Genomic DNA, 25,797 nt, shown 5'->3' with positions numbered 1-25,797 from the left:
GGTGCCACTCTGGCCGCCGGAACGATCCACACCACGAGGAGACCACCATGAAAGCAGCCGTCCTATTTGAGGCCAGGACCCCGCTCCGCATCGAAGAAGTAGATCTGGAGCCTCCCCGCCGAGGCGAAGTCAGGATCCGCATCCAGGCGGCGGGGGTGTGCCACAGCGACCTTCACTATATGAACGGGGACCTGAACGGGAAGCTTCCTGCCGTCCTGGGGCATGAGGGGGCTGGCATTGTGGTAAGCGTCGGTGAAGGCGTGACACGCGTTTCCCCCGGGGATTCTGTCATCACTACCTGGCGTCCCCGCTGCGGCGACTGTGAATTCTGCACCAGCGGGCGCCCCGCCTTGTGCGTGGCCGGCAAGGTGCAGGCAACCACGGGCGGGCTCGTGGACGGAACTTCGCGCCTGAGTCTGAACGGGCAGAAGGTCCACCACCTCATGGGCGTTTCGTGTTTCGCTGAAGAATGTGTGGTCTCCGAGCGCTCCGTGATCCGCATTTCATCGGAGATACCGCCGGAAATCGCCGCCATTACCGGATGCGCCGTCATTACCGGTGTTGGAGCAGCACTGAATCTGATGAAGGACTCCACCGGGGAGGCGGCCCTCGTCATCGGAGCCGGCGGAGTCGGACTGAGCGCCATCATGGGCCTGAACCTTATCGGTGCGCATCCCATCATCGCGGTGGACACCGTCGACGCCCGGCTCGACCTTGCCCGCGAGGTCGGCGCTACGCACACGATCAACTCCGTGACGCAGGATCTGGAAGCGGAGATCGCACGAATCTGCCCAAGCGGGCTCAAATGGGCGCTGGATGCCGTGGGAATCCCCGCCACTCTCTCCCAGGCAGTGAACAACGTCGGAACCTCCGGCACCGTAGTGGCCGTGGGCCTGGGCCGGGCTGGAACATCCTTCGAGGTTCCCGTCAACGCCCTCGTCCAGCAGGAAAAGCGCATCATCGGAAGCCTCTACGGGTCATCCAACACCCTGGTGCAGGTACCGAAGATCCTCGAGCTGTACACGGCGGGCAAGCTGCCGCTGGAGCGGCTGGTCGGCGACAGGTTCGACCTTTCGCAGATCAACGAAGCGTACGAAGCGCTGTCCACCGGGGCCACGGGACGCGCCGTCATCCTGCCCTCGGCCGACGCTCCGGACTATCGTGTGGACAGCGACCCCAGGTTCGTCGAAATCTCCCGCGCCCCCTTGACGACCAGCTTGACGTAGTCTTCCTTCTGCTTCTCGCCCCACCGCAGGGTGGGAGTGGAGATGCTCATCGCAGCAACGCAGGCGCCCGAGCGGTCATAGATGGGAGCGGCCACGCAGGCGACATTCTCATTGGATTCACTGTTCTCCTCGGACCATCCCCGTTCCCGCGCCGTCGCCAGCTCAGCCAACAGACGCTTCTTGCTGTTAATGCTTTGCGCAGTCATGGCAGGAAGAGCCGCATCATCAGGGAACAGGGCGTCCAGCTCCTCCGAGGGCAGTGACGACAGCAGCATCTTGCCTCCGGCGGTGCAGTGGGCGGGGAGGCTGCTTCCCACGTCGGAGACAAGGCGAATGGAATGCGTACTGTCAATGCGCACGATGAACACAGCAAACCGTCCCTCCCTGATGACAATCTGCACGGTCTCCCCGCACTCCGCGGCGATCTTGCGGGCACTCTCACGGCCCAGGGCAGCCAGGTCCAGCCCGCGTTCGTAGGCACCACCCAGACGGAATGCGCGGACTCCGAGGACGTAACGGCTGGGCGGTTCCGAAACTGCCTGAAGGTAGCCGCGTTCCGCCAGGGCACCAACCAGCTCGTGGGCGCTGGCCCGGGGAATGCCGAGTTTCTCGGTGATCTCGGGCACGCGAAGCCCGTTATTGCGTTCGAGGAACAGTTCGAGAATGTCAAGGCCCCGGCGAAGCGCGGGGGCGGTGGTGCGGTTCATGGCTTTCCAATCCTGAGTCGGCACCGCCGGCCGGTAGACCCTGCACCGGCCAGACAGTAAACTTTATAAATATCGGACACCGTCTGAAGTATCAGACAGAATCATACACCCGTTCACAACCAACAGACGGTACCAGACACGATCTAACCGACTGGACAAAGGAGTTGCATGTCGTCGTCACAGTTTTTGGAAGCTCAGTCGCGGATGCTCACACGCATTCAGGCCACCAGAGACTCCGGGCGGCCCGGTGTTCCGCACTGGGCCGACACAGAGACCGGAGAATGGACCACCACCCCCGACGGGGACTGGACCGGTGGCGGCTGGGTTGGACAGCTGTGGCTGGCCCACAGCATCGACCCGGTCAGGTTCAGCCTCACGGACGCACACCGCGCCCTTGAGCTGATCACACCACGGATGTTCAAGCAGACCGTCTTTAAGGGGTACGGCTTCTACTGCGGTGCCGCAATAGGACACCTCCTCACCGGCGATCCGCACGCCCGCGAAACAGCCCTGCAGGCGGCAAAGTCCCTCGCCGAAATGTTCGATGAACGGCTCGGACTCATACCCTTGGGCGAGGATGCCGAGGAGGCATCCTCGACCGGTGCGGCTGAAAGCAGCATCGACTCTCTTCTGGCCAGCCCCCTCCTGTTCTGGGCAGCATCCGAACTGGGCGATGACCGCTTGGAGGAAGTTGCCATCCGCCACACTCAAAGAGTGCTCGAGAATCACGTGAGGGAGGACGGATCGGTCGTCCAGTCATCCACCCTGGACCCCTCGACAGGTGCAGTCCTGAAAACCCACACCCATAAGGGCTACAGTGACACCAGCACCTGGGGCCGCGCCCAAGCGTGGGCCATGATTTTCAGCGCCCACGCTGCGGTCGTGCGCCCCACTGAACCCATGTGGCGCGAATACGCACGTCGCACGGCTGACTGGTGGATCGCCAACGTTCCGGCGGACAAAATTTCCTTCTGGGATTTCGCGGACCCGGCCATACCGGACACAAGCCGCGATACGGCCGCCAGCGCCATCGCCACTGCGGCCTTCCTCCGGCTCAGTCATGCCCTGGGGGCAAAGGACGGCTCACGCTACGCACAAATGGCCCGCGAGACGGCGTCAGCACTCGTCTCCGGCTACCTGACGCCCTGCCGCCCGGACGACACCCGGCCCAGCGGCATCCTGACCGGAGGATGCTTCACCCGCAGGAGCACAGTCAGAAGCGTAGACGCCGCAACCGACGTTGAACTCATCTTCGGCAGCTACTTCCTGTTCGAATCGTTGGCCGTTCTCGCCGGGTCAATCCCCGCCGGCCGCATATAACCCCGCCCCGAAACCCAGGCACAGGAGCAGAACCACCATGACCGCTATCCGATCACTCCCGCTGGCAGGCATCCGCATTCTGGACTTCAGCCAAGTGCAGTTCGGCCCGATGGCAACGCAGATCCTCGCCGACTTCGGCGCCGAGGTAACAAAGGTCGAGCGTCCGAAGCTCGGTGACATAAGCCGTACCATCGACGTCCGATCCAGCGGCATTGAAGACAGTGCCAGCTTTCTGGCAGTCAACCGCAACAAACGCTCGCTCGTCCTCGACATGAAGAATCCACGTGCCATGGGCATCGTTCACGAGCTGCTGGAGAAAACAGATGTCATCGTCATGAACTTCCGCGCAGGCGTGGCCGAACGCATGGGCCTCGGCTACGACTCCCTGGAGGAGAAGTACCCGGGCCTGATCTACGCCTCGGGAACAGGCTTTGGCGAGAGCGGTCCCATGAAAAACATGGGCGGACAGGACATGGCGCTCCAGTCCTTCAGCGGATCCACCTGGCACAACAGAGACGACACAGGCCGCCCGGGAATATTCCCGATCCCCTTCGTCGACTTCGGCGCAGGCATGGCCCTCGTGCAGGGGATCCTGATGGCCCTCGTCGAGCGATCTGTCTCGGGCAAAGGTCAACGAGTCGACGTATCCCTGCTGGACACCGCGCTGTTCGCCCAAATGAACGAATACACCCAGTGGATGATGAGGCGCTTCGAGATCAACTGGGAAAGGGACAACCTCGTCGGCTCATTCAAAACCTCCGACGGATGGGTCAACATCGTCGGCCTCTTCCGCCCGGACCCCCTCGAAGCCGTATGTGATGCTCTGGGCATCGACAACCTCACCACCCGACCCCAATTTGCAACCTCGGAACTCCAGATGCAAAACAGGGAAGCCCTGTGGTCGATTCTGGACCACGAACTGAGCAGGTTCACCACCGACGAAGCCGTCCAGAAACTCAGCGCCCGCAGCGTCCTCTGCGCACCGGTGCTGGACTACGACGAAGTACTGGCCCACCCCCAGGTCATAAACAACGACATCATCCGGACAGTGGACCACCCAACCGCCGGACCCATCAAAGTCATCGACAACCCGATCCGCCTGTCCGCCGCAGGCAGCAGGGAGTACTCCCCCGCACCACTGCTCGGACAACACTCGGAGGAAATCCTGGCCGAGCTCGGCTACTCATCCGCCGAGATCGATGAACTTCGCGTCGACGGCCTCATAAGCAGCCCCTCCCGACCCAGCTTCGCTTAAGGCAACAACGCCATGCCCCCGGCAAGAACTGCCCGGGCAGCGCTCCGCCAACGCCGACGCCGATGGCAGATCCCACGAACGTCGGAGCATCTATGGGGAACAGCAAATCGCTGTAAACCGGAAAGGCTTCGATGGCGGCGCATACGCCGTCATCGACGCCTCCACAACGCCAACCAGAGCATGCGAACAATAGAACCAGGAACGCCAATGAATCCCCAGTCGTCATCCTTTCCTGCTCCGGTTTTTATCAGCAGCTGTGACATCCAAAGGGCTGTCCCTTTCCCGGATGCCGTCAAATTGCTCGAGAGTTTCCTCTTGGCAGGCTTTGATCCTGAACGTGATGGCCTGCGTTCGAGTCTAAAGACCGACCGGGGGCTTTTCCTACAGATGCCCTCCACCTCGGGAAACTACACAGGAACGAAGCTGCTCACCATAAGCCCCGAAAATGCATCCTCCAACCGGCCCGTGATTCAAGGCCTCTACGCACTTTTCGGCGGCGCGGACCAGCGCCCGCTGGCGGTCCTTGATGGTACGGCACTGACAAATATTCGCACTCCCGCCGTATCTGCCTTAGGCGCCTTACGACTGACCTCACCAGGGCCCAAGAATCTCCTGATTTTCGGTACCGGACCACAAGCCTGGGAACACATCAAGGCCTTCAGCACCGTACTAACACTGAACCATGTCGGCATCGTAGGGCGGAACCCAGGTGCTGCAAAGTCATTGTCTGCCCGCGCAGCCGGACTCGGGCTAAAGTCCAAGGTCTGCAGCACCGAAGAGGTCGCGAATGCCGATCTGATCATCTGTTGCACCGGCTCAGCCGAGCCACTCTTTGACGGTTCACAGGTAAAAGAAACCGCAGTCGTCATCGCCATAGGCTCACATGAACCGGCACGACGCGAACTGGATGACGCCCTCATGGCACACGCGAGCATCTGCGTCGAATCACTACGCACTTCACAGCTCGAAGCAGGCGACATCATCCAGGCGATGGAATCTGGCGCGATCGAAGGCCCGGAAAGCCTCATCACACTGGCGGACATCGTGTCCGGCCTTAAGCACATCCCACATGGGCGACCCGCCGTGCTAAAGACCACCGGCATGCCCTGGCAAGATCTAGCCATCGCCACCGCTGCCTACGAGGCAATCGCCTCGGAAGTCAGCGACTCTGTCTTGGTTTCATGACAGTTCATGAATGCGCCCCGTACAGGGTGGCGCACGACACTCCAGGTCTTTGGCTACTCGTGTGGCCTGTTCTCCGCTGTCTGTTGCCATCGGCGGCCCAGGTCCTTGCCGGCGGCACGCTTCTTCCTCAGGTTGTCGTTGATCCGTTCCCGCTTGATCGCCAGCTCCATATACGCCAACGCGGCCATGGCGGTGAACGCTATGCTGCCCATCGGAGTGCCGGTGTCGACGTTGCCGCCATCGAGGTTCAAGACACGGAGATTGACGCCCCGCCTGCGCAGCTCGTCGGAGAAGCCGATCATTGCTCTGGCTTCCGCAGCGTCCACAGCAAAGCAGATGTAGCAGGAAGCGGTGAACTGCAGCGGGCATCCTCTCTGACGGAACCATGGGAGACGCTTGCACGTTTGGCGACTGCCTTAAAGGACCTTGATCGTAGCTCCCGGCTCTTTCTTATTTCCCTGGCACTGCTCGCATTGGCAGGGGCCGCTCTCGGCGTTGACAGCATCAGCGACGCGGTCAGAGACGCCATTCCCGCCGCCGGCTGAGTCAGATCTGCCCTTGGTGCAGCCAGGCAAACAGCTACAGACGCCGGCAGCCACACTGCGCGGAGTCACAGGGCCCCTCTTAGCTCGCCTGCTTTCAAAGGTCGCCGTTCGGTTAGAGCGAGGGTCTATCCGGCCCCAATTCCCGGTTGCAGGCTGTCTGTTTGAGCTACACCCAGAGCTGACCCGCGGCTCCTTGCTGTGGTCCTCGGAACAACCGGAATTTATCCACGTTTGAACGAGAAGTCCGGTCCGCCCGCCCACAGCCGGGGACAATTCTTGTAGGTTATCCACCGCTACTGCTGCCAGGGAGCTACCCCAACGGCTCCTACTTCCAGCCGTGGATAACCTGAATTGACCCCAGCCATGTACGGATCAGAGCCACCAGCAGTTCCGGCCGCGTGATCAGCAAGCACGAGTCTGCTCTGCTGAGGCAGGTTGACGGAATATCCATTATCGGCTGACGCCGTGGCCCGTGGCGGGGACGGCGGCCACCTCTATCGGGAGCCGATTGGGGAATCATCGTCTTCAAAGTTTATTCAGCGCTTCCACGGGGGTCCCGGTACCAGATGACCACCGCGCATCTTCTTCCGGCACGAGAATCAGGTCGAGGTAGCCCTTGAGGATGCCGGGCACGTCCACATTGTCAGGGTTCAGGAGCCACTCGGTTTGGATTCCTTCCCAGAGGGCTACGATGGTGGGTCCCGCCACGTCCGGGTCGACGCCTGGCCGGAGCCGGCCAATGCTCGCGAGGTAGCGCAGCTCCCCACTATATTCATTCCGAAGCCGGGCGAAGCGCTGGACGAAGTAGTCGCGGGCCGGGTGGTCCTCGGTGGTTGCTTCTCCGGAGAGTACGGAGTAGAGCTCTACGAGGTGGGGTAGGCCCTCGTTGTGCTCCGCCTGCCGCACGATGGTTTCCGCAAACCGCTCGCGCGTGCCCGGGGTGCTCGTGGAGATACGGTCGCGGTATTCGAGTACCGCCACGAGCAGCTGAGCCTTGGTGGGGAAATGGTGGAGGAGCGTGGTCTGGTTGATCCCTGCCCGGTCCGCGACGTCCTGGATGCTGCCGCCGTTGTAGCCCCGCGACCCGAAGACCTCTATAGCGGCTTCAAGGATTTGCCGTTGACGCTCAGCGGTCTTGGCATACGGGCCGCGCGTGCCGGAGCGTGCCGTCGCATTGTTGGTCATGGATTCCAGTCTAGTTTCATTAAAAACTGAGTAGGTACTCAGCTTTTATGTTAGCCTTGTCACGTCGGGCCATACAGCCCCGGCGCCGTATCCGCGGCGCTGACCATAACGAAGTGGGACTCATGCCATCTTTGACACGACGACAACTCCTTTGCGGCGGCCTTGGCGCCTCCGCCTTTGCCCTTCTCACCGGTTGCGCCACTCCGGGCACTGTTTCCGTCAATGCCGCACCTGCCATTCCCGCAGTCAGCACCGGCGAAAAAGTGACCCTTACGTACTGGTCCTGGCTCAAGAACGTTCAGAAGGTTGCCGACATCTGGAACGCGAGCCACCCGAACGTCCAGGTTGAGACCGTATGGATCCCCAGCGGCAACCGTGGCGGGTACTCCAAGCTTTACGCCGCGCTAGCGGCGGGCGGTGGCCCTGACCTAGCACAGGTTGAAATGCGTACCGTCCCTGAGTTCATGCTCGTCAACGGGCTCGTGGATCTCTCTCGCTACGGTGCCCGTGAATACGCGCACCGTTATGACCCCGCACTTTGGAGCCAAGTGAGCTTCTCCGGGGGCGTCTACGGCATTCCCCAAGACTCGGGGCCGATGGCCACGTTCTACCGCCCCGACGTCCTGGCCAAAGTAGGCGCGGCGGCACCTGCGACTTGGCAGGAGTGGGCAGCCGTCGGGAAGGAGCTCCGCGGTGCCAACGCCTACATCGACTGCTTCTCTCTCGCGGACACCTCTTACTTTGTCTCTTTCGCCGCGCAGGCTGGCGCTTGCTGGCTGCGCCCGGCCGAGGACGGATGGGTTATCAACATGACCGATGACTCAACGCTGAACGTCGCGCGGTTCTTTGACCGGGCGATCGACGACGGCATCGTCACCACCGCCTATGGACCCTTCACCCCCGGCTGGTACGCTGCGGCTGCGAAGGGGGAGCTCGCGTCGCTCACGAGCGGCAGCTGGGCGGATGCCCTTGTGCAGAGCGTCAGCGGCGGAGCGGGCAAGTGGCGCGTGGCGCCCATGCCCATTTGGGACTCCAGAGGATATGGCTCGAGCTACCTCGGGGGGTCCACCGCGGCGGTCCTGGCTAACAGCAAGCACCCCCGCGAGGCCCTCGAGTTCGCTGTCTGGATGACGTCCACGCAGGCCGGCATCGACGCCGAGATCGCCAACAGTGGCATCGGATGGTCCCCCGTGCCGGGCATGATCGGTACAAAACGCGAGGAGCCCTCCGACTTTTTCGGGGGGCAGAACTACAACCAGGACGTGATCGTGCCGGCGAGTAAGTCGCAGAACATGGACTGGTCTTGGTGGCCGGTCACCACGCAGTCTTTCAACATCCTGGGCGACGGGTTCCGCCGTAAGGCATCGGGCACGAGCCTCGTCGACACCGTAGTAGACGCCGAACAGCAGATCATGACCGCCTTCAGGAACAAGGGTCTGACGATTAGGAAGGAGCAGGCATGAGCGCCACCGCAGGTACCGCACGTCCGTCAGCACTCCAGCGGGAGGGGGGCGGACGGGCAAGGCAGCAGCGCCGTGCCGTCACCCGTGCACCCTGGATCCTGCTTGCGCCCTTCCTGGCGCTCTTTGCCCTCACGTTCATCTTCCCGATCATCGCTGCTGTCGGTTCCAGCTTCACGAAAGTGACCCGCAGTGGCCTCTTCGGCGAGACGGGCGTCCACTCCGGGTTTGCGGGGTTCGAGAACTATGCCCGCGCTCTCGGGGATGGAAGCTTCCTCGCCTCGATCGGCCGCGTGCTGCTCTTCGGGGTGGTCCAGGTTCCTGTCATGATCGCCCTATGTACAGTCCTCGCACTCCTGCTGGAGTCGGCCTCGGCTAAGTGGCCCGGGTTCTTCCGCGCGGCATACTTCATGCCGTATGGCGTGCCGGGCGTCATCGCGACCATTCTCTGGTCTTTTCTCTACGTCCCGGGCCTGAGCCCACTGGTGGACGCCGCCAAATCCGTAGGCCTCACCGTGAACTTCCTCGGCCCCGACACCGTGCTGTGGTCGATCGCCAACATCGTTACGTGGAGCTACACCGGCTACAACATGCTGATCATCATAGCCCAGCTCAAGTCCATCCCCAGTGAGATATATGAAGCTGCGCGCGTGGACGGTGCCGGACCCTTCCGTGTCGCGTGGACCATTCAGCTGCCCCTTATCCGGCCCGCCCTCGTGCTCACCACGGTGTTCTCGATCATCGGCACGCTTCAGCTGTTCGCCGAGGCACAAGTTCTCCAGACCGTTGCGCCGGCCGTCGACAGCCAGTACACCCCGAACCTCTCCGCCTACACCACGGCCTTTGCATACAACGACTACAACGTCGCCGCAGCCCAGGCCGTGCTCATCGCCCTCGCGGCCTTCATCCTCTCCTTCACCTTCCTCCGGTTCACGAACAGGAAGTCCTCATGACTGCCACCCCCACCCTTAGCCGGCCCAAGAACATCGCCGAGAATCCGCCTGTGCCCCGGCGCCGGCGCCCCGGCTCCACAACAATTCTCGTCACCGGGCTACTTGTAGTCGCCGCGCTCTACTTCCTGGTCCCCGTCTATTGGGTGGTGGTCGCCGCGACAAAGACCAGCGGGGACCTGTTCGCGACCAACGGGTTCCTGTTCGCCCCGCAGGTTGTCCTGTGGGACAACCTTGCGAACGTCCTCGCATACGGGAACGGCGTGTTTGTGCGCTGGTTCCTCAACTCGATTCTGTATGCAGGGGTGGGCGCACTCGCCGCGACTTACTTCGCCGCCGCGGGCGGCTACGCGCTGGCCAAGTACCGTTTCCGGGGCAACAGTCTCATCTTCGGGCTCATCCTCGGCGGCGTCCTCGTCCCCGGCACCGCCACGGCCCTGCCCCTGTTCCTGTTCTTCAGCCAGCTCGGCATCGCCAACACCTACTGGAGCGTCCTGCTGCCCTCCCTCGTCTCGCCGTTTGGCCTGTTTCTGTGCCGGGTTTACGCGCAGGCAACGGTGGATCCGGCGCTACTGGAGGCCGCGCGCATCGACGGCGCGGGCGAGCTGCGCATCTTCCACTCCGTGGGGCTGCGGGTTCTCACTCCCGCCCTGGTGACAGTGTTCTTGTTCCAGCTCGTGGGCATCTGGAACAACTACTTCCTGCCGCTCGTGATGCTCTCCGACTCGAAGCTGTTCCCCATCACGGTGGGTCTGAACAACTGGCTTAGCCAGGCCGACCGGCTCCCAGAGTTCTACGAGCTGACCACCGGCGGCGTACTGCTGTCTGTCATCCCGCTCGCCATCGCCATGATCGTCCTTCAGCGCTTCTGGCGCGGAGGCCTCACAGAAGGAGCCGTCAAATGAGCCCCCGCGCAGCGGAGGCCGCGGCCTCCACCGCCTACGTCACAGACCCGGGCCCCGGAGGGGGGCGGCGAATGCCGGCCCGTTCCTGGCTTCGCACCGACGCCCCGTCCCTGTCCCTCGACGGGCAATGGCGATTCCGGCTCCTCAACGGAGTCCCCGGGACACCCGGCGGGCGCGGGGTGCTGCCCCGAGGGGAAGCCGCGGAGGCGATGGCCGCTGCGGAGTACGACGACTCTACGTGGGAGGCGCTCCCCGTGCCCTCCCACTGGGTGCTCCAGGGCAACGGCTTGTACGGCCGCCCGATCTACACGAACGTGCAGTTCCCGTTCCCAATCGACCCGCCGTTCGTCCCTGATGAGAACCCCACCGGAGACTATCGCCGCACGTTCGAGCTGCCCGGCGGCTGGAAGGAGGCCGGCGGCACAGCGGGCACGGGCCGCGTCGTCTTGCGCTTTGACGGCGTCGAATCCAGGTACAAGGTATGGGTTAACGGCACAGAGATAGGCTGGGGTACCGGCAGCCGCCACGCCCAGGAGTTCGACGTCACTGACGCTGTCAGCGCTGGCACCAACACCATCGCAGTCCGTGTCCATCAATGGTCCGCTTCCAGCTACCTCGAAGACCAGGACCAGTGGTGGCTGCCGGGCATTTTCCGATCCGTGACCCTCTTGTCCCGGCCGGCCGGCGGCATCGAGGACGTCTGGCTCCGGGCCGGCTACAACAGCGGGGCGGGGACCATAGAACCCGAAGTGAAAGCGTCAGCATCGTCCTACCCTGTTCGCCTCCGCGTACCCGAGCTCGGCATCGACGTCGAGTGGTCCAACTCCGGTGATGTTGCACCGGTACCTGTTTCTGACGTCGAGCCCTGGACCGCCGAAACCCCACGGCTCTACGATGCGACCGTGGCCAACAAGGCCGAGACCGTGTCACTGCGGATCGGCTTCCGCACCGTAGAAATCGTCGGAGACCAGTTCCTGGTCAACGGACGCAAAGTTGTGTTCCACGGAGTCAATCGCCACGAGACCCACCCCACGCTCGGCCGCGTCTTCGACGAGGACTTCGCCCGCGAGGACCTCGCGCTCATGAAGCGCTCCAACGTCAACGCAATCCGTACCAGCCACTACCCGCCCCACCCGAGACTGCTCGAACTCGCAGACGAAATGGGCTTCTGGGTAATCCTCGAGTGCGACCTCGAGACGCACGGATTCGAGCGGCACGGCTGGGCCCGGAACCCGAGCGACGAGCCGATGTGGCGCGAGGCGCTCCTTGACCGGATCGAACGGACCGTGGAGCGGGACAAGAACCGACCTTCGATCGTCATGTGGTCCCTCGGCAACGAGTCCGGCACAGGACAAAATCTCGCCGCTATGTCCGCGTGGGTGCATGCACGGGATACGGGCCGACCAGTCCACTACGAAAACGACTACGCCGGCGCGTACACCGACGTGTACTCCCGTATGTACGCGACGCTGCCCGAGGTGGAGACGATCGGGCGCGACGGCGACACAACACCGCTGCTGGGCTGCTCCCCTGCCGAGGGGGCGCGGCAGCGGACCAAGCCGTTCCTTCTATGCGAGTACGTCCACGCCATGGGCAACGGGCCCGGGAACATATCGCTGTACGAGGACCTCGTCACGAAATACCCGCGGCTGCACGGCGGGTTCGTCTGGGAATGGCGCGACCACGGTATCGCCGCCCACGCTGCGGACGGCACCGAATTCTTCGCCTACGGCGGCGACTTCGGTGAGGAGATCCATGACGGCAACTTCGTGCTCGACGGCCTCGTCCTCTCCGACTCGACGCCCTCCCCGGGACTATATGAGTTCAAGACCGTCGTGGCGCCCGTGGGGCTTGCCTTTGAGGGGCTCGAGCCGGGCGGCAAGCCCCTTGTACGGGTGACAAACCTGCGACACAGCGCGGATCTGGGAGACCTGGTCTTTCGCTGGCGGATCGAGGACGACGGCGAACCAGTCGCCTCCGGTGAGCTCACCGTCGAGGGGCTCGACGGTGGGCCGCTCGCCCCTGGCGCCTCGGCCGCAGTCCCCCTTCCAGTGTCCGCCGAGGGATGCACTGGAGAGGTATGGGTGACCCTCGAGGCAGTCCTCGAACACGATGCCGGGTGGGCACCTTCCGGGCACGAAGTCGCCTCAGCACAGGGCCGTCTCGCGCCGCCCAAGAAGCACCCGCTGCCCTTCGCAGCCGGGCTCCCGGGCGGTGATTGGCGGCCGGGAGAAGGCGCTGGCCTCCTCGAGCTCGGCCCAGCAGTCTTCGACGAAGGGCGGCTCGTTAAGCTCGCGGGCCTCCCTGTGGACGGGCCCCGGCTAGAGCTGTTCCGGGCGCCCACGGACAATGACCGCGGCGAATCCCGGGGCGGCTACATCAACACCGACCCCTGGGCACCAGACGCAGACGGCATCCCGGGCGTAGGAGCTCCCGGGCCGTCGTCGGCAGCGCGTTGGCACACGGCCGGACTCGACCGGCTGCACGGGCGCGTTGAGACCGTCGATGTACTGGATGACCGTGCCCTCCGCGTGCGCACCCGGTACGCCGCGGCGGACCAGGCCCGCACCGTCACCGTCGAGGAGCAATGGCTCCTCGACCCCGAAGGTCTGTGGTTGCGGGTGGACATTCTGCCATCCTCCGATTGGGACGGCGTGTGGCCCCGCGTCGGCGTCCGATTCGGGCTGCCCACCGACGTGGACGCAGCGTCATGGTTCGGGCTGGGCCCGCACGAATCCTACCCGGACAGCCTCGAAGCCGCGCATGTAAGACGGTACGTAGCCGCGATCGATCAGCTCGCCGTGCCGTACGCGCGCCCGCAGGAGACCGGTCACCGCGGGGGCATGCGCTCCCTCGACCTGCTCCGCGGCTCAGAGCCGTGGGTACGGATCGACGCGTACCCGGACGCACGGGGCCGCCTGCCGGGCTTCACCCTGAGCCGCTACACGGCCCAGGAGCTAGCCGCAGCCACACACCCGCACGAGTTGCCTCCCGCCACGCGTTCATGGTTATACCTCGACGCGGCTCAGCACGGACTCGGCACCCGCTCGTGTGGCCCGGATGTCTGGCCGGAGTCCGCCTTGGCGCCGGAGGCGCGGACGCTCACCTTCCGCCTGGCGGCCTCCGAATGACCAGCCTCGTGATGTCCAGAATGAGCACCAATACCGTCCCGATCTCAGGTAGACAGACCACGCTGCGCTGCGGCCCCTACACCGCCGAAATAGCCAGCGTCGGTGCATCGTTGCGCTCCTTGCGCCACACCGGCAGGGACCTGATTCTCCCCTTTTCGGAACATCAGGTCCGCCCCGCCTATCGAGGGGCAGTCTTGGCGCCGTGGCCTAACAGGGTTATCGCGGGACGGTATGAATTCGAAGGCGTGGAATACCAGCTCGGTATCAACGAACCGAGCCGGGGCCATGCACTCCATGGACTATTGGCCTGGCAAGACTGGTGCCCCGTGCAATCCGACGAGTCATCGACCACTCTGTCCACCGTCGTTCAAGCGAGAAGCGGTTACCCCTTCCGTTTGGACGTACAGGTGTCCTACCAGCTGGATCATTCCGGGCTGCACACCACTGTTACAGCCACCAACACCGGCCCCGGATCAGCACCATACGGGGCCGCCGCGCACCCATACCTGGTCGCCGGCGAGGGCCGGGTCGACGACTGGATTCTCGAGCTGCCCGCACGAAAAGTTCAGCAAGTCACCCCGGACCTTCTGATACCTACAGGCGTTAACGACGTTTCAGAGGATCGACACTATGACTTTGTTGCCCCCCGACCCATCAGTTCCACAACGCTCGATCATGCCTTCACTGATCTCATACGTGACAACGAAGGTCACTCAACCGCACGCCTGACGACATGGGACGGGTCCGGAACTTCGATGACATGGGGTCGTGACTGTCCCTGGGTTCAGATACACACAGCCGACCTCCCGGATGCGGAATCCAGCAGAGCTGGCCTGGCAGTAGAACCAATGACCTGTCCGCCTAATGCCTTCAACACTAGGACAGACCTCATAGTCCTCCTTCCGGGGCAGAGTCATACCGCGAGCTGGAACATCGAAGCGATCCCAGTCAACCCAGCCCACACTCGCTCATGAAAATCTTGGTCACAGGGGGCACGGGCTACATCGGTTCCCACACTGTTCTTTCCCTGCAGGAAGCCGGCCACGACGTGGTCGTCATCGACAACCTGGTCAACTCCAGCGAGGAATCGCTGCGCCGCGTAGCCGAACTCAGCGGCAAGACCGCGGAGTTCCATCACGTAGACCTGGTGAACGAGGCAGCCGTCGAAAAGGTCTTCGCCGGCAACGCCATCGACGCTGTCATCCACTTCGCGGGCCTCAAGGCCGTGGGTGAATCGGTACAGGAGCCGTTGAAGTACTACTACAACAACCTGGTGGGCACCCTGAACCTGATCCGTGTGATGGACAGGCATGACGTCCGCTCCATCGTCTTCAGCTCCTCAGCCACCGTTTACGGCGAACACAACCCCATCCCCTACGTGGAAAAGATGGAGATCGGCGCCAACAACCCCTATGGGCCCACCAAGGAACAGATCGAGGACATCCTCTCCGACCTCGGCGCGGCTGACTCCCGCTGGCACATCGCCCTGCTGCGCTACTTCAACCCGGTGGGCGCACACCCCTCAGGCCGCATCGGCGAGGATCCCGGGGCATCCCCAACAACCTGGTCCCGTTCATTGCCCAGGTGGCCGTGGGCCGCCGCGAGAGGCTCATGGTCTTCGGCGGCGACTACGACACCCCCGACGGCACCTGCCTGCGCGACTACATCCACGTGGTGGACCTCGCCGAAGGCCACGCCGCGGCCCTGAACCACATCGCGGACCGCACCGGTGTCTTCCGCTGGAACTTGGGCTCCGGCAAGGGCTCCTCCGTCCTGGAGGCCCTGCGCTCCTTTGAGAAGGCCGTGGGCAAGCCTATCCCCTACGAGATCACAGGCCGCCGCGCCGGAGACCTTCCCGCCTTCTGGGCCGATGCCACTTCCGCCCTGGCGGCCCTGAACTGGTCCACCACCAAGTCCGTTGACCAGATGTGCGAAGACCACTGGCGCTGGCAGAAGAACAACCCCCAGGGCTATATATCCCACCGCGAATGAACTGTAGGAGCAGTGGATAAATGCAGACAGAGAATTCCACCTGCACGGATTTTCATGAGCATGAACGCACGCAACACAATTCCATCACCATCCACGCGCACACGCGATCCCATTTGGAGGCCGCCGTGGAGGCCGCCGTCCAAGAACTCTCTGTTTGTGCGAGGTATGGGAAACAGGGAATTCTGGTAACCCGGACGGCTCCGGGAACGGTCATCGTAAGCCTTGACCCAAACGTTCCCTGCGGCATGAGCTACGAACGAACAACCTGGTAGTACACGAAGGCGATAGGGCGAAATCAGCCTTATGCCTGTCTTGGGTTTTTCTGATGGCCCCTTTCCAACATGGCAACTGAACCTAGGAATTACGCATGAAAATTGGAATCCTTACCAGCGGTGGCGACTGCCCCGGACTGAATGCGGTTATCCGCGGAGCCGTGCTCAAGGGCATTGCCATCCACGGCCACGAGTTCGTCGGTTTCCTCGACAGCTGGCGCGGCGTTGTTGAGGGCGACATCATCGACATTCCCCGCACGATGGTCCGCGGCATTGCCAAGCAGGGCGGCACGATCCTGGGTACCTCCCGCACCAACCCGTTCGAAAACGGCGGCGGCGCCAAGGTCATCAAGGCCCACATGGAGCGCCTGGGCATCGATGCCATCATCGCCATCGGTGGTGAGGGTACGCTCGCGGCGGCCAAGCGGCTCACCGACGCCGGGCTGAAGATCGTCGGTGTTCCCAAGACCGTTGACAACGACCTCGACGCCACCGACTACACCTTCGGTTTCGACACCGCCGTGCAGATCGCCACCGAAGCCATCGACCGCCTCCGGACCACCGGCGAATCCCATCACCGGTGCATGATCGCCGAAGTCATGGGCCGGCACGTGGGCTGGATCGCGCTTCACGCCGGCATGGCCGCCGGCGCCCACGCCATCCTCATCCCCGAACAAAAAGTCAGGATCGAGCAAATCACCCAGTGGGTAAAGGAAGCCCACCACCGTGGCCGCGCACCCCTCGTGGTCGTCGCCGAAGGCTTCATTCCCGAACATATGGACGGGGCTTATTCCGATCGTGGCCTCGACACCTCCGGCCGGCCCCGCCTGGGCGGCATCGCCGACCAGCTCGCCCCGGACCTGGAAGCCCGCACCGGCATCGAAACCCGTTCGACGATCCTGGGCCACATCCAGCGGGGCCGGCGTCCCGTCCGCCTACGACCGTGTCCTGGCCACCCGGCTCGGCATGGCCGCCATCGACTCCGTGGTCGAAGGCTACTGGGGCACCATGGTGGCCCTGAAGGGAACGGACATCGAACACGTGGGCTTCCATGAAGCCCTGGGCCAGCTCAAAACCGTCCCGCAGAACCGCTACGACGAAGCGGCCGTCCTGTTCGGGTAAACGCCGAAAAGACAAACATCATTCGCGAACGCTAGCGCTCCCCGTCACAAATTTGCTCAGGGTTCTGCTGCCATGAAACTCGAGGACGACTTGCCAACAAGCACCACGCCGAATCAAGCCCAAACAAACGTCCACTCTTTCGCACTGTGGCAGCCTGTTGACGACTGGACTGTGCTGACCGACCAGGACGTCGAAGTTCATACTCAGGGCAGCGTGACCGACCGCGGGCGGGTCGAAGCTGTCATGGCCGACGGATCACTCCTGTGGCTGATACAGGACGGACCCCACAGCAGGCGCGTCGTAGAACAACAACCAGGAACCTACATCCGCCGTACCTGGAACTGATAGCGATCGTGTCGGGGGGAACTAGACCTGCGCACTCAAGCTTCAACGGCCAGCGGCTCCCACCCCATGGAGTCCGGATGATATAGCTCCGAGGGCATCTCGTCATTGAAGGGCACACCCCAACCTGACGTTGGAGCCGTCCGACATGGGAAGACTCGCCCCGTGCACGGTGAATGGGTCTGACGCCCTGTGCCGGCAGAGCCGCAACAGGTGGCATCGCGCCGTTCGTCCCGAGTGGGTGTCATCATTTCCTGATGCTTTGGCCTGTTTCGACCGTTCTCGAGCCGATGGACGTGCTTGCGTTGGTTGCGGACTGTCAGCTTGAGATCTGAGATGATCCGCAGCACCTGTCAGTACATCGATTCTGGACATTATTCTTACGCAATGCACCGCTTGAGGCGTCAGATATGCCCTTATTTTCAGCTCGTCAGGGCGGCTGCCCAGGCAATGGCGTTCCGTTGCCGGTAGTCCAGCACATCGATGTCCTGATCGCTCTGGACAAGGGCCAAGTCGATCGATGCCAGCCGCTGCTGCAGAACTACTGGGTCAATCAGCCGGGCGTCCACCAGTGCTCGAACGAACTCGAAGTCCTTTTCGCGGTGTGCCATGAGTTTCGCAACGCATAGGTCATGGGGGTCCAGGCAGAGCCCTGTGGCGTTGTTTGTGGCTTCGCTGCGCACTCCGACCAGACGGTATTCCCAGTCGGGAGGCAGGATCGCGGTTCTTTTGCCGACCCCTTCGATGTAGAAGCCGTAGGTTGCATGGAACTCCGACCACTCCCCCACGTCGAAGCTGAGCTGATCACTCAGGGCATCGGCGTCCGCATCACGCATCGGCGCGATGTCAATCTCCGGGGACATCGTGGCCTCGGCGGGCAGCTGATCCTCAGTGTAGGAACCGAGGATCGACTGGCTGCCGATGATGATGACCTGGTCATCTTTGATGATCTGCGTCGCGGCACGGATTGCGTGCTCGAGTTCATCCCTTCGCAAGTAACTGCGCCTTCTTCATCGCAACCAGCCTGTCCTCGGGGCTTAGTGCCCCGGCAAAGGGGCTGATCTGGCGCAGGTCCCTTCCCTCCTCGTCATCGGCCAGCATCGCCTTCTCCAGCTCGTCATCAGGCAAGCGAAGAAGTTCTTCCCACCGGTCCAGCCACCGCTCAGCGACAGCCGCCCGCGGAGTGCGACGCAGACGTTCAAGATTCTCCCGCGCGAGGCTCCGCAGCCGCGACGGATTCTCCCGCAACCTCATCCCCAGCATGACATGCAGTTCAAACGGGAACCGCTCCTCACGCCGCGCTTGCGGATGCCGTCCCTTGGCTGTGCGGATCGCGTCCTGGATCACCGAAGCACTGCTTCCCAACCGCTCGGCGATTCCCCGCACCGACAGGCCCGAGGCGTGAAGACCCAGAATGCACTCCTGCCGGCCACGGGCCAGGACCAGCATCCGCTGCCGGGCCACCTCCGACTCCTCAGCCAAAGCCCTGGCCTCTGCCGATAGCCGCGTGATCACATCATCCATACATGTATGGTACCCCCATACAGTCGCTTCCAGCTTTACGGAATCACGGTTATCGGCGTTTCGTCGAGATGTTGTTAGACGACAGAATCCCGCATCTAATGGAAGCCTAGGAAGTCACTCGTAAAAAGCCTCCCGCAGAACCTCGGCCCGCCGCAGCATTTCATCACCAAGGGTTTTAGACGAGTAGGGAAGCAAAGGCGTGATTCAGTGCGACTCTGACGGCCCCGAGCAGGGGTGCGTGATCAGTTAGCGTCGAGGCGGCGAGGTGTGGATGAGCCGAGTTGAGGCCGTCTAACTCTTTGTTAAGCGATGGAATGAGGACATCTCCTGCGCCCGCTGGACCGCCTGAAAGCACGATCATCTGTGGGTCCAGGAAGGTGGCGACCACGGCGATAACCCGTGCGGTACGTTCAGTCACCACCTCTAGCACTTCCCGGGCTGCCGGATCACCCTTTCGGGCTGCGTTGATGACCATCTCGGCCTCCATTGAGGCAGGTATTCCCCCACACTGTTGCAGAAGCTCGCTGTCATTTGCATGTCCGGGGCGTTCTCCATCTAGTATTTCGGCCGCGGCTATGGCCCCTAGTTCACGGCACATACCGCCAATTGCATCTGTATTTCCAACGCCCTCCACTAATTCCAAAAACCGCATTTCGCCCGCTGCCCCGCCACCTCGGATGAGCTGACCACCGAGGTAGATTCCGGCGCCAAGCCTTTCGCCGGATAGGAGCACGACGACGTCGTCAACGTCCTGGGCAATGCCAAGCCAGCGCTCAGCGATAACAGCGAGGTTGGCGTCGTTATCGACAATCAAGGGCCAATCGAAGTCCGGGAGCAACGCGAGACGCAGATCCAAGGCGGCAAGCCCGGGAAGGTACGACTCCAGGGCAACCGCGTGACCGTTTGGCCTTACTGGCGCAGGTACAGCCATTCCGGCCGCCATCACCCTTGATGGTTCTACACCCGCTTGCGCCAGGACCTCCCATGCGGCCCGGCGGGCAACCATCAGGCGTTCGGGTGCCCCAACGTGCTCGTCCCGCCACCTTTCAGAGTGTTCCGAGACGATGGTGCCAGCAAGATCTGCCAAGCAGATCTGAAGTTTCGTGGCCCCCAGGTCGATGCCCAGCACATATCCTGCAGCGGCATTCAGCGTGAACCGTCGGGATGGCCGTCCGCTTCGCGCAGCCAACCGGGAAGATGTCTCGATTTCGCTTACCCAGCCGAGCTTGAGCAATTCGTCGCAGACTGTCAGCACTGTGGGTCTGGAAAGGCCGGTCGCCTCCATAAGACCTGTGGCGTCAAGCGTTGCGCCTGAGACAAGAGCCCGCATGACTGCAGAGGCTGAGATCTTGCGCAAAACCGGGAGCGTGGCCTCTGTTTTTCTTGTGCTGCTTTTCAACGCCAACCCCTTGACCGATGCGACTTCTGATCCACATACTAGTGGGGCGTTTATTAACGCCTTTTATATATTTCCTCACCAGTGGTACTGGCGGAAATTCTAGTGCCCAGAATCCCCAGGAGAGCAATGAAGCATCACCTCAGAACGACCTGTGCTGCGGCGGCCCTTGCGGTCGCAGCATCGGCGGCCGCCTTCTCCCCCGCCGTCGCAGAAGCCGAACCAGCGCCGGGGGCGCCGGGGGCTTCGGCAACGTGGACAAAAGGTGACAAGGAAGGCGTTGGAACGTCGGTCAGTACGGCGTCGAAGGTCTGGTACACCCTCACCGAGGGAACTCTCAGCGAGGTGTACTACCCGCGGGCCGATACCCCCAATACCCGGGAACTCCAATTCGCCGTCAGCGACGGATCACGCACGCAGCGCGAGAATGAGGACACGACCCGGCGGGTGGAGCTCGCTGACCCACAAGCGCTGAGCTATCGGCAGATCACTGAAGACAGTGCCGGTCGCTGGCGGCTGACGAAGACTTACGTGACAGACCCGCAACGTTCTGCTGTGGTGCTCGGGGTTACCTTCGAGGTACTCGATGGTGGGGATTACCAGCTTCATGCCTTATTCGATCCTTCCCTGGCCGGGACCTCCGGCGGGGACTCCGGCAGGACTGTCGGTACTGCCCTGGTGGCAGAGGACCTCTCGATTCCGGACACCCCGGTTGCCTCTGCATTGGTTTCGAGCTCAGGATTCAGCACCACCAGCACCGGATATGTCGGCACCAGCGACGGAGGAACCGACCTTGGCGCAGATGGCAAACTTGACGGCGCCTACACCGACGCCGGGCCGGGAAATATCGCCCAGACGGGAACGATCGCGCTGACAGGAGCAAAGACGGAATTCTCTCTTGCGCTGGGCTTTGGCGCGAATGGGCAGGAGGCGCTCGACACCGCTAACGCGAGCGTGAAGCGGGGCTTCCCCAAGGTGTCCAAGGACTACACGAAAGAGTGGAAGCAGTACCTGCAGTCCCTGGACAAGCCGGCCAAATCCCTGGACGGTGACCTCGGGACTCAATACAACGTCTCCCTGATGACGGTCAAAGCCCATGAAGACAAGACCTTTCCCGGCGCTTTCATCGCATCGCTGACTACGCCGTGGGGGCAAGTGGCGAACGCGGAGCAGCACCGTGAGGGGTACCACGCTGTGTGGGCACGTGACATGTACCAGTCGGTGACTGCCCTGCTGGCTGCCGGGGACGAGGAAGCTGCCCGCCGCGGCGTTGAGTGGCTGTTCAAGTATCAGCAGTTGCCGGACGGACATTTCCCCCAGACTTCCAAGGTTGACGGGACCGTTGGCCAAAATGGGATTCAGTTGGATGAAACAGCGTTCCCCATCCTGCTGGCGAACCAAATCGGACGCACAGATGCTGACTTCTACGCGAATGAGCTCAAGCCAGCCGCGGACTACCTGGTCGCCGCCGGTCCCAAGACCCCGCAGGAACGCTGGGAGGAAACAGGCGGATATTCAACGTCGACGCTGGCCTCGCAGATTGCCGCGCTGGCGGCCGCGGGAGACATTGCAGAAATGAACGGTGATGCCGGTTCCGCTGCGATTTACCGGGCGACCGCGGACGAGTGGCAGCGCAATACGGAAAAGTGGATGTTCACGACCAATGGACCGGTAGGTGACGGCAACTACTACCTGCGCATCAGCGGAAGCGGTAACCCTAACGATGGCGCAGTCCGCGACTGGGGCAACGGCGCAGGCGTACATCCGGAAAACGCCGTGTTGGACGCCGGCTTCCTGGAGTTTGTTCGGCTTGGTGTGAAGCCGCCCACCGACACGCACGTAGCGGACTCTCTTGCCGAGACAGACGCCTCCATTTCACAGGACACTCCGGGGGGCCGGATGTGGCACCGCTACACCTATGACGGCTACGGGGAAAAGGCCGACGGTTCTCCTTGGGACGGCACCGGCATCGGGCGGCTCTGGCCGCTGCTGACAGGCGAGCGGGGCGAATACGAACTGGCGAACGGCAAGGATGCGCTCCCCTACCTGGCAACTATGCACTCCGCAGCCAATGACGGCTTCATGATTCCCGAGCAGGTTTGGGACCAGGATGAACCGACTGCATACGGTCATGAACTGGGCCGCAGCACCGGCTCTGCCTCGCCGCTCTCGTGGGCGATGGCACAGTATGTGCGGCTTGCTGCGGGCATGAAGAACGGAGCACCTGTCGAAACTCCGCAGAACGTCGCCCAGCGATACGCCTCAGGTGCTGTCGCCGAACCCGCACTTACGATCAGTTCGCCCGCCCAGCTCACTACCTCCGGCTCCCCCACTACCACTGTTGCGGGTACCACGGCGGCAGAGAAGGTTTACATTTCCGTCAACGGCAAGATCACCGAGGCCCCGCTTACCGCCGCGGGCGACGGCACATCCACGTTCTCATTGGACGTTTCCCTTCCCGGCACCAAGAACACCGTGACCGTGGCCGCGGTGGGAGCCGATGGAGGCACTGCCGTCGAGGACCGGACCGTCCTGCATTACGGCACACGAATCGGCGGACTGCAGGACCCCTCTGGAGACGATAACGGCCCCGGCAGCTACACCTACCCGACCAACCCGGTCTACGCCCCGGGCACTTTCGACCTCACCGGCGTCGACGTCTACGACGCCGGTGACAAGTATGCATTCGTGAGCACCATTGCCGGTGACGTCACCAACCCCTGGGGCGGCCAGGGTATCTCGCACCAGCGCATCAACGTCTACCTCAGCAACGGCGACGCAACCGCCACCCCTGCCCTGCCCGGCACGAACGTCAACGTTGAGCACACCTGGGATTCCGTCATCGTCACCGACGGCCGGTTTGACGGCGCCGGCGTTTACAGCCCGGACGGCACCCGCACCTCGGCGGTCAGTCTGCTGGCAGTACCCGAAGCCAAGCAGATTGTGACCATGGTGCCCAAGGAAGCGCTCGGAACACTCGATCCAGCGTCGGTAAAGTTCGCCGTGGCCATGTTCGGCAACGCCGAAGCCGGCGAGGGCATCGGCAACGTCCGCCCCGTCTATGACGGCGCGTACTGGGCTGCCGGCGACCCGTCCTGGATCAAGGAGTGGCGCTTCGGCGGCGGAGCCGGTGTCTTCGACGGCGGCATCGCCTCCCGGGATACGGACACCAGCGATCCGAACGCACTGGACGTGATTGTCCGTGACGGCCAAAGCCAGGCCGACGTGCTCAACTGGCAGGCGGGCTCGCCCGTGGTGATTCCTATGGTGGGAATGACGCCGTAACCCAAATTCCCAAGGCGGGGCCGGAAATTCCGGCCCCGCCTTTCCCATCCATGCCCCAATTGGAACCAAAAGAAAGACCCAGACAGTTGTAACTGGAATGATTTAGAACAGGGGAAAGCAATGAAGCATTACCTCCGTCTATTGGCCTCAGCATTTGCGCTGCTGCTCCTGCTGCCGGCTGCCGGCCAGGAGCCAGCCGCTGCGACAGAACAGACCGGTTTCACTGCCACCGGACCCGACCTTCGGACCTGGTGGCACAACAACTACGAATACAACCCAACCTCACCCACCCAGAACGGCACAGTCCGCCGGTCATCCTTTTACGAGGTGCAAGTAGCCACAGCAACGGCACCAGGAACGCGCTACGACTCCTTCGCCTACATGAGCATTCCCCGCAGCGGAAAGGGGAAGACCGGCTACACGGAGCCGGACGGAGCAGAGTTCTCTTCGTCAGCGAACCTCTCAATGAGCTGGTCCAGCTTTGAGTACTCAACGGACGTCTGGGTGGACGTCAAACTCACGACAGGCCAAACGATCACGTCTGTGGATCAGGTAACGATCCGGCCCAGCAAGTACACCTTCGAGAAAGAGCTGGTGAACCCCAGCACCATCCGGGTCAAAGTCCCCTACTCGTCGACGGGCTACCGGCTCTCAGTGGAATTCGCGCCCCAGCTCTTCACTGCATACAACGACATGTCCGGAACGGCAGGGGTGTTGACTGAAACCGGTGGCGGGGATCACCGCGCCATCCATACCGAACCACGGAATTCCATGATGATCTTCGCCGAGCCGACCCTGGGCGGCGGCGAGGCGGAGCGGTTGATTCCCACCTCCGCATCCGGAGCTATCAACTATCCGCAGGAAGGCCTGGTCGATAACCTGGGGTCGGTCACCGAGGAGATCATCTACTTCCGGCCCGGGACGTATTACATGGGATCGGACCACCGGGCCTCGATGCCGCCCAACGTCAAATGGATCTACCTGGCTCCCGGGGCGTATGTCAAAGGTGCCTTCTACTTCCCCAACTCGACGCAGGGCGTCTACAAGGTCACTGGCCGCGGCGTGCTCTCCGGCGAACAGTACGTCTATGAAGCCGATACAACCACCAGCGGGTACACGCATTCAACCGGCGCTAATTGCCACAACACCTGCGTGAAGATGCTGGAATTCACGTCTTCATCGACCATGCAGCAGTACTTGGACGTGGAGGGAATCACCATCAGCGAACCTCCCTACCACTCCTTTGTCATTTACGGGCCGCAAAACGCCTATGAGATGGAAATGCGGGTGGATAACTACAAGCAGGTGGGCAGCTGGTACTGGCAGACCGACGGGATGGAACTCTACGAGGGCGGGCGGATGAACAACACCTTTTTCCACTCCAATGATGACGTCCTGAAGCTCTACCACAGCAACGTGACGGTGGATAACACGGTGATCTGGAAGAACGAGAACGGTCCGGTCATCCAGTGGGGTTGGGCGCCGTACAACATTGACAATGTGGTCGTCACCAACACAGACGTCATCCACAACCGCATGTATTGGAAGGACGTCAAATACAACACCTGCATCATCAACTCGTCCTCCCACTACGCGGACATGGGCTCCTCCACCACGGCGAACCCCGCCACCACGATCAGGAATTTCCGGCTGGAGAACATTACTGTCGAAGGAATGACCAACTGCGCCCTCAGGATCTATGCGCTTTCCAACACCGAGAACATCCACATCAAGAACCTGAATATCGGAAGCTGGAACGGGTTGGACCACACGTCCCAGGTGAGCCACCTGAAGCGCTATTCAGACACTGCCAACAACAAGGTCTGGCTGGGCAACGAGACTGTCGACAGCAGAGGCATCAAGCTCGAGAACTACACCGTCGGCGGGGCCAGGATCGACAAAACCACGACCAACTGGAGCGATAACCAGGCGGGCCGTCTCGGCTTCGACGGCGAAAACTGGGATAACTGGAACGCATGGTGAGACCGAAGACTT

General features: G+C 62.4%; 18 protein-coding genes and 2 pseudogenes. 14 read left to right on the top strand and 6 right to left on the bottom strand.

The genetic code is table 11. The features are described from left to right. Positions 1-47 precede the first annotated feature (47 nt). The gene (locus NFU08_RS15600) at positions 48-1,226 is read left to right on the top strand and encodes a zinc-binding dehydrogenase (protein WP_251424544.1); all 1,179 of its coding nucleotides are present in this window, start codon (positions 48-50) and stop codon (positions 1,224-1,226) included. Here NFU08_RS15600 and NFU08_RS15595 read toward each other — a convergent pair. After that, positions 1,157-1,933 carry an IclR family transcriptional regulator gene (locus NFU08_RS15595; RefSeq protein ID WP_251424542.1) on the bottom strand — a complete coding sequence of 259 codons (777 nt, stop codon included), beginning with the start codon at positions 1,931-1,933 and terminating at the stop codon, positions 1,157-1,159. The two genes, NFU08_RS15600 and NFU08_RS15595, sit on opposite strands and share 70 nt — an antisense overlap. Before the next feature lie 204 nt (positions 1,934-2,137). Here NFU08_RS15595 and NFU08_RS15590 point away from each other — a divergent pair, with 204 nt between their 5' ends. The 3 genes from NFU08_RS15590 (at position 2,138) to NFU08_RS15580 (ending at position 5,693) form a co-directional block, all read left to right on the top strand. Beyond that, positions 2,138-3,253: a glycoside hydrolase family 88 protein gene (locus NFU08_RS15590; RefSeq protein ID WP_251424540.1), complete on the top strand. Its 1,116-nt coding sequence runs from the start codon at positions 2,138-2,140 to the stop codon at positions 3,251-3,253. A 37-nt stretch (positions 3,254-3,290) separates the two neighbouring features. Continuing rightward, positions 3,291-4,508 (top strand): CaiB/BaiF CoA-transferase family protein, encoded by a 1,218-nt coding sequence (locus NFU08_RS15585; RefSeq protein WP_251424538.1) that lies wholly within the window; start codon positions 3,291-3,293, stop codon positions 4,506-4,508. A 207-nt stretch (positions 4,509-4,715) separates the two neighbouring features. Continuing rightward, positions 4,716-5,693, top strand: coding sequence for an ornithine cyclodeaminase family protein (locus NFU08_RS15580; protein ID WP_251424536.1), 978 nt, complete (start codon positions 4,716-4,718; stop codon positions 5,691-5,693). 53 nt (positions 5,694-5,746) lie between these two features. Here NFU08_RS15580 and NFU08_RS15575 read toward each other — a convergent pair whose 3' ends face one another. Both NFU08_RS15575 and NFU08_RS15570 read right to left on the bottom strand, forming a co-directional pair. Beyond that, positions 5,747-5,995 (bottom strand): recombinase family protein, encoded by a 249-nt coding sequence (locus NFU08_RS15575; RefSeq protein ID WP_309296843.1) that lies wholly within the window; start codon positions 5,993-5,995, stop codon positions 5,747-5,749. Between the two features lie 768 nt (positions 5,996-6,763). Beyond that, positions 6,764-7,423, bottom strand: a complete 660-nt coding sequence (locus NFU08_RS15570) for a TetR/AcrR family transcriptional regulator (protein ID WP_141001228.1) — start codon at positions 7,421-7,423, stop codon at positions 6,764-6,766. 122 nt (positions 7,424-7,545) lie between these two features. Between NFU08_RS15570 and NFU08_RS15565 the strand changes: the two genes are divergently transcribed. From NFU08_RS15565 to NFU08_RS15530, 8 genes and pseudogenes are all read left to right on the top strand, one after another. Further along, positions 7,546-8,886, top strand: coding sequence for an ABC transporter substrate-binding protein (locus NFU08_RS15565; RefSeq protein ID WP_251424534.1), 1,341 nt, complete (start codon positions 7,546-7,548; stop codon positions 8,884-8,886). Next, the gene (locus NFU08_RS15560) at positions 8,883-9,836 is read left to right on the top strand and encodes a carbohydrate ABC transporter permease (protein WP_141001230.1); all 954 of its coding nucleotides are present in this window, start codon (positions 8,883-8,885) and stop codon (positions 9,834-9,836) included. Before NFU08_RS15565 ends, NFU08_RS15560 begins: the two co-directional genes overlap by 4 nt. Then, positions 9,833-10,738, top strand: a complete 906-nt coding sequence (locus tag NFU08_RS15555) for a carbohydrate ABC transporter permease (protein ID WP_251424532.1) — start codon at positions 9,833-9,835, stop codon at positions 10,736-10,738. The genes NFU08_RS15560 and NFU08_RS15555 overlap by 4 nt, the downstream gene beginning before the upstream one ends. Further along, positions 10,735-13,869 (top strand): glycoside hydrolase family 2 TIM barrel-domain containing protein, encoded by a 3,135-nt coding sequence (locus tag NFU08_RS15550; RefSeq protein WP_251424530.1) that lies wholly within the window; start codon positions 10,735-10,737, stop codon positions 13,867-13,869. Before NFU08_RS15555 ends, NFU08_RS15550 begins: the two co-directional genes overlap by 4 nt. After that, entirely contained in the window at positions 13,866-14,843 is a 978-nt protein-coding gene (locus tag NFU08_RS15545) for an aldose 1-epimerase family protein (RefSeq protein ID WP_309296842.1), read from the top strand. The genes NFU08_RS15550 and NFU08_RS15545 overlap by 4 nt, the downstream gene beginning before the upstream one ends. Then, positions 14,840-15,861: pseudogene (gene galE / locus NFU08_RS15540) on the top strand (UDP-glucose 4-epimerase GalE). The gene NFU08_RS15545 and the pseudogene galE overlap by 4 nt, the downstream one beginning before the upstream one ends. A gap of 367 nt (positions 15,862-16,228) precedes the next feature. Continuing rightward, positions 16,229-17,255 (top strand): annotated as a pseudogene (locus tag NFU08_RS15535) (ATP-dependent 6-phosphofructokinase). 72 nt (positions 17,256-17,327) lie between these two features. Beyond that, on the top strand, positions 17,328-17,600 hold the full coding sequence (locus tag NFU08_RS15530) for a hypothetical protein (protein WP_141001239.1): 273 nt from the start codon (positions 17,328-17,330) through the stop codon (positions 17,598-17,600). A 419-nt stretch (positions 17,601-18,019) separates the two neighbouring features. Here NFU08_RS15530 and NFU08_RS15525 read toward each other — a convergent pair whose 3' ends face one another. The 3 genes from NFU08_RS15525 to NFU08_RS15515 form a co-directional block, all read right to left on the bottom strand. Next, positions 18,020-18,592, bottom strand: a complete 573-nt coding sequence (locus NFU08_RS15525) for a DUF6036 family nucleotidyltransferase (RefSeq protein WP_251424526.1) — start codon at positions 18,590-18,592, stop codon at positions 18,020-18,022. Then, positions 18,579-19,121, bottom strand: a complete 543-nt coding sequence (locus NFU08_RS15520; protein WP_174181943.1) for a hypothetical protein — start codon at positions 19,119-19,121, stop codon at positions 18,579-18,581. The genes NFU08_RS15525 and NFU08_RS15520 overlap by 14 nt, the downstream gene beginning before the upstream one ends. A 175-nt stretch (positions 19,122-19,296) precedes the next feature. Next, positions 19,297-20,520 (bottom strand): ROK family protein, encoded by a 1,224-nt coding sequence (locus NFU08_RS15515; protein ID WP_141001163.1) that lies wholly within the window; start codon positions 20,518-20,520, stop codon positions 19,297-19,299. Between the two features lie 126 nt (positions 20,521-20,646). Between NFU08_RS15515 and NFU08_RS15510 the strand changes: the two genes are divergently transcribed. Both NFU08_RS15510 and NFU08_RS15505 read left to right on the top strand, forming a co-directional pair. Continuing rightward, on the top strand, positions 20,647-23,802 hold the full coding sequence (locus tag NFU08_RS15510; protein WP_251424524.1) for a glucan 1,4-alpha-glucosidase: 3,156 nt from the start codon (positions 20,647-20,649) through the stop codon (positions 23,800-23,802). Positions 23,803-23,922: 120 nt separating this feature from the next. Next, positions 23,923-25,785 (top strand): family 49 glycosyl hydrolase, encoded by a 1,863-nt coding sequence (locus tag NFU08_RS15505; RefSeq protein WP_141001165.1) that lies wholly within the window; start codon positions 23,923-23,925, stop codon positions 25,783-25,785. Positions 25,786-25,797 lie beyond the last annotated feature (12 nt).

The sequence above is a fragment of the Pseudarthrobacter sp. NCCP-2145 genome, from assembly GCF_023708005.1.
Lineage (GTDB): Bacteria > Actinomycetota > Actinomycetes > Actinomycetales > Micrococcaceae > Arthrobacter > Arthrobacter oxydans.
The sequence above is the reverse complement of the archived record's forward strand: the minus strand, read 5'-3'. Positions and strand labels throughout refer to the sequence as shown.

Coding starts and splice junctions, on each gene's coding strand:
- NFU08_RS15600 (WP_251424544.1), top strand. CDS start 48: ATGAAAGCAGCCGTCCTATTTGAGGCCAGGACCCCGCTCCGCATCGAA.
- NFU08_RS15595 (WP_251424542.1), bottom strand. CDS start 1,933: ATGAACCGCACCACCGCCCCCGCGCTTCGCCGGGGCCTTGACATTCTC.
- NFU08_RS15590 (WP_251424540.1), top strand. CDS start 2,138: ATGCTCACACGCATTCAGGCCACCAGAGACTCCGGGCGGCCCGGTGTT.
- NFU08_RS15585 (WP_251424538.1), top strand. CDS start 3,291: ATGACCGCTATCCGATCACTCCCGCTGGCAGGCATCCGCATTCTGGAC.
- NFU08_RS15580 (WP_251424536.1), top strand. CDS start 4,716: ATGAATCCCCAGTCGTCATCCTTTCCTGCTCCGGTTTTTATCAGCAGC.
- NFU08_RS15575 (WP_309296843.1), bottom strand. CDS start 5,995: ATGATCGGCTTCTCCGACGAGCTGCGCAGGCGGGGCGTCAATCTCCGT.
- NFU08_RS15570 (WP_141001228.1), bottom strand. CDS start 7,423: ATGACCAACAATGCGACGGCACGCTCCGGCACGCGCGGCCCGTATGCC.
- NFU08_RS15565 (WP_251424534.1), top strand. CDS start 7,546: ATGCCATCTTTGACACGACGACAACTCCTTTGCGGCGGCCTTGGCGCC.
- NFU08_RS15560 (WP_141001230.1), top strand. CDS start 8,883: ATGAGCGCCACCGCAGGTACCGCACGTCCGTCAGCACTCCAGCGGGAG.
- NFU08_RS15555 (WP_251424532.1), top strand. CDS start 9,833: ATGACTGCCACCCCCACCCTTAGCCGGCCCAAGAACATCGCCGAGAAT.
- NFU08_RS15550 (WP_251424530.1), top strand. CDS start 10,735: ATGAGCCCCCGCGCAGCGGAGGCCGCGGCCTCCACCGCCTACGTCACA.
- NFU08_RS15545 (WP_309296842.1), top strand. CDS start 13,866: ATGACCAGCCTCGTGATGTCCAGAATGAGCACCAATACCGTCCCGATC.
- NFU08_RS15530 (WP_141001239.1), top strand. CDS start 17,328: ATGAAACTCGAGGACGACTTGCCAACAAGCACCACGCCGAATCAAGCC.
- NFU08_RS15520 (WP_174181943.1), bottom strand. CDS start 19,121: ATGGATGATGTGATCACGCGGCTATCGGCAGAGGCCAGGGCTTTGGCT.
- NFU08_RS15510 (WP_251424524.1), top strand. CDS start 20,647: ATGAAGCATCACCTCAGAACGACCTGTGCTGCGGCGGCCCTTGCGGTC.
- NFU08_RS15505 (WP_141001165.1), top strand. CDS start 23,923: ATGAAGCATTACCTCCGTCTATTGGCCTCAGCATTTGCGCTGCTGCTC.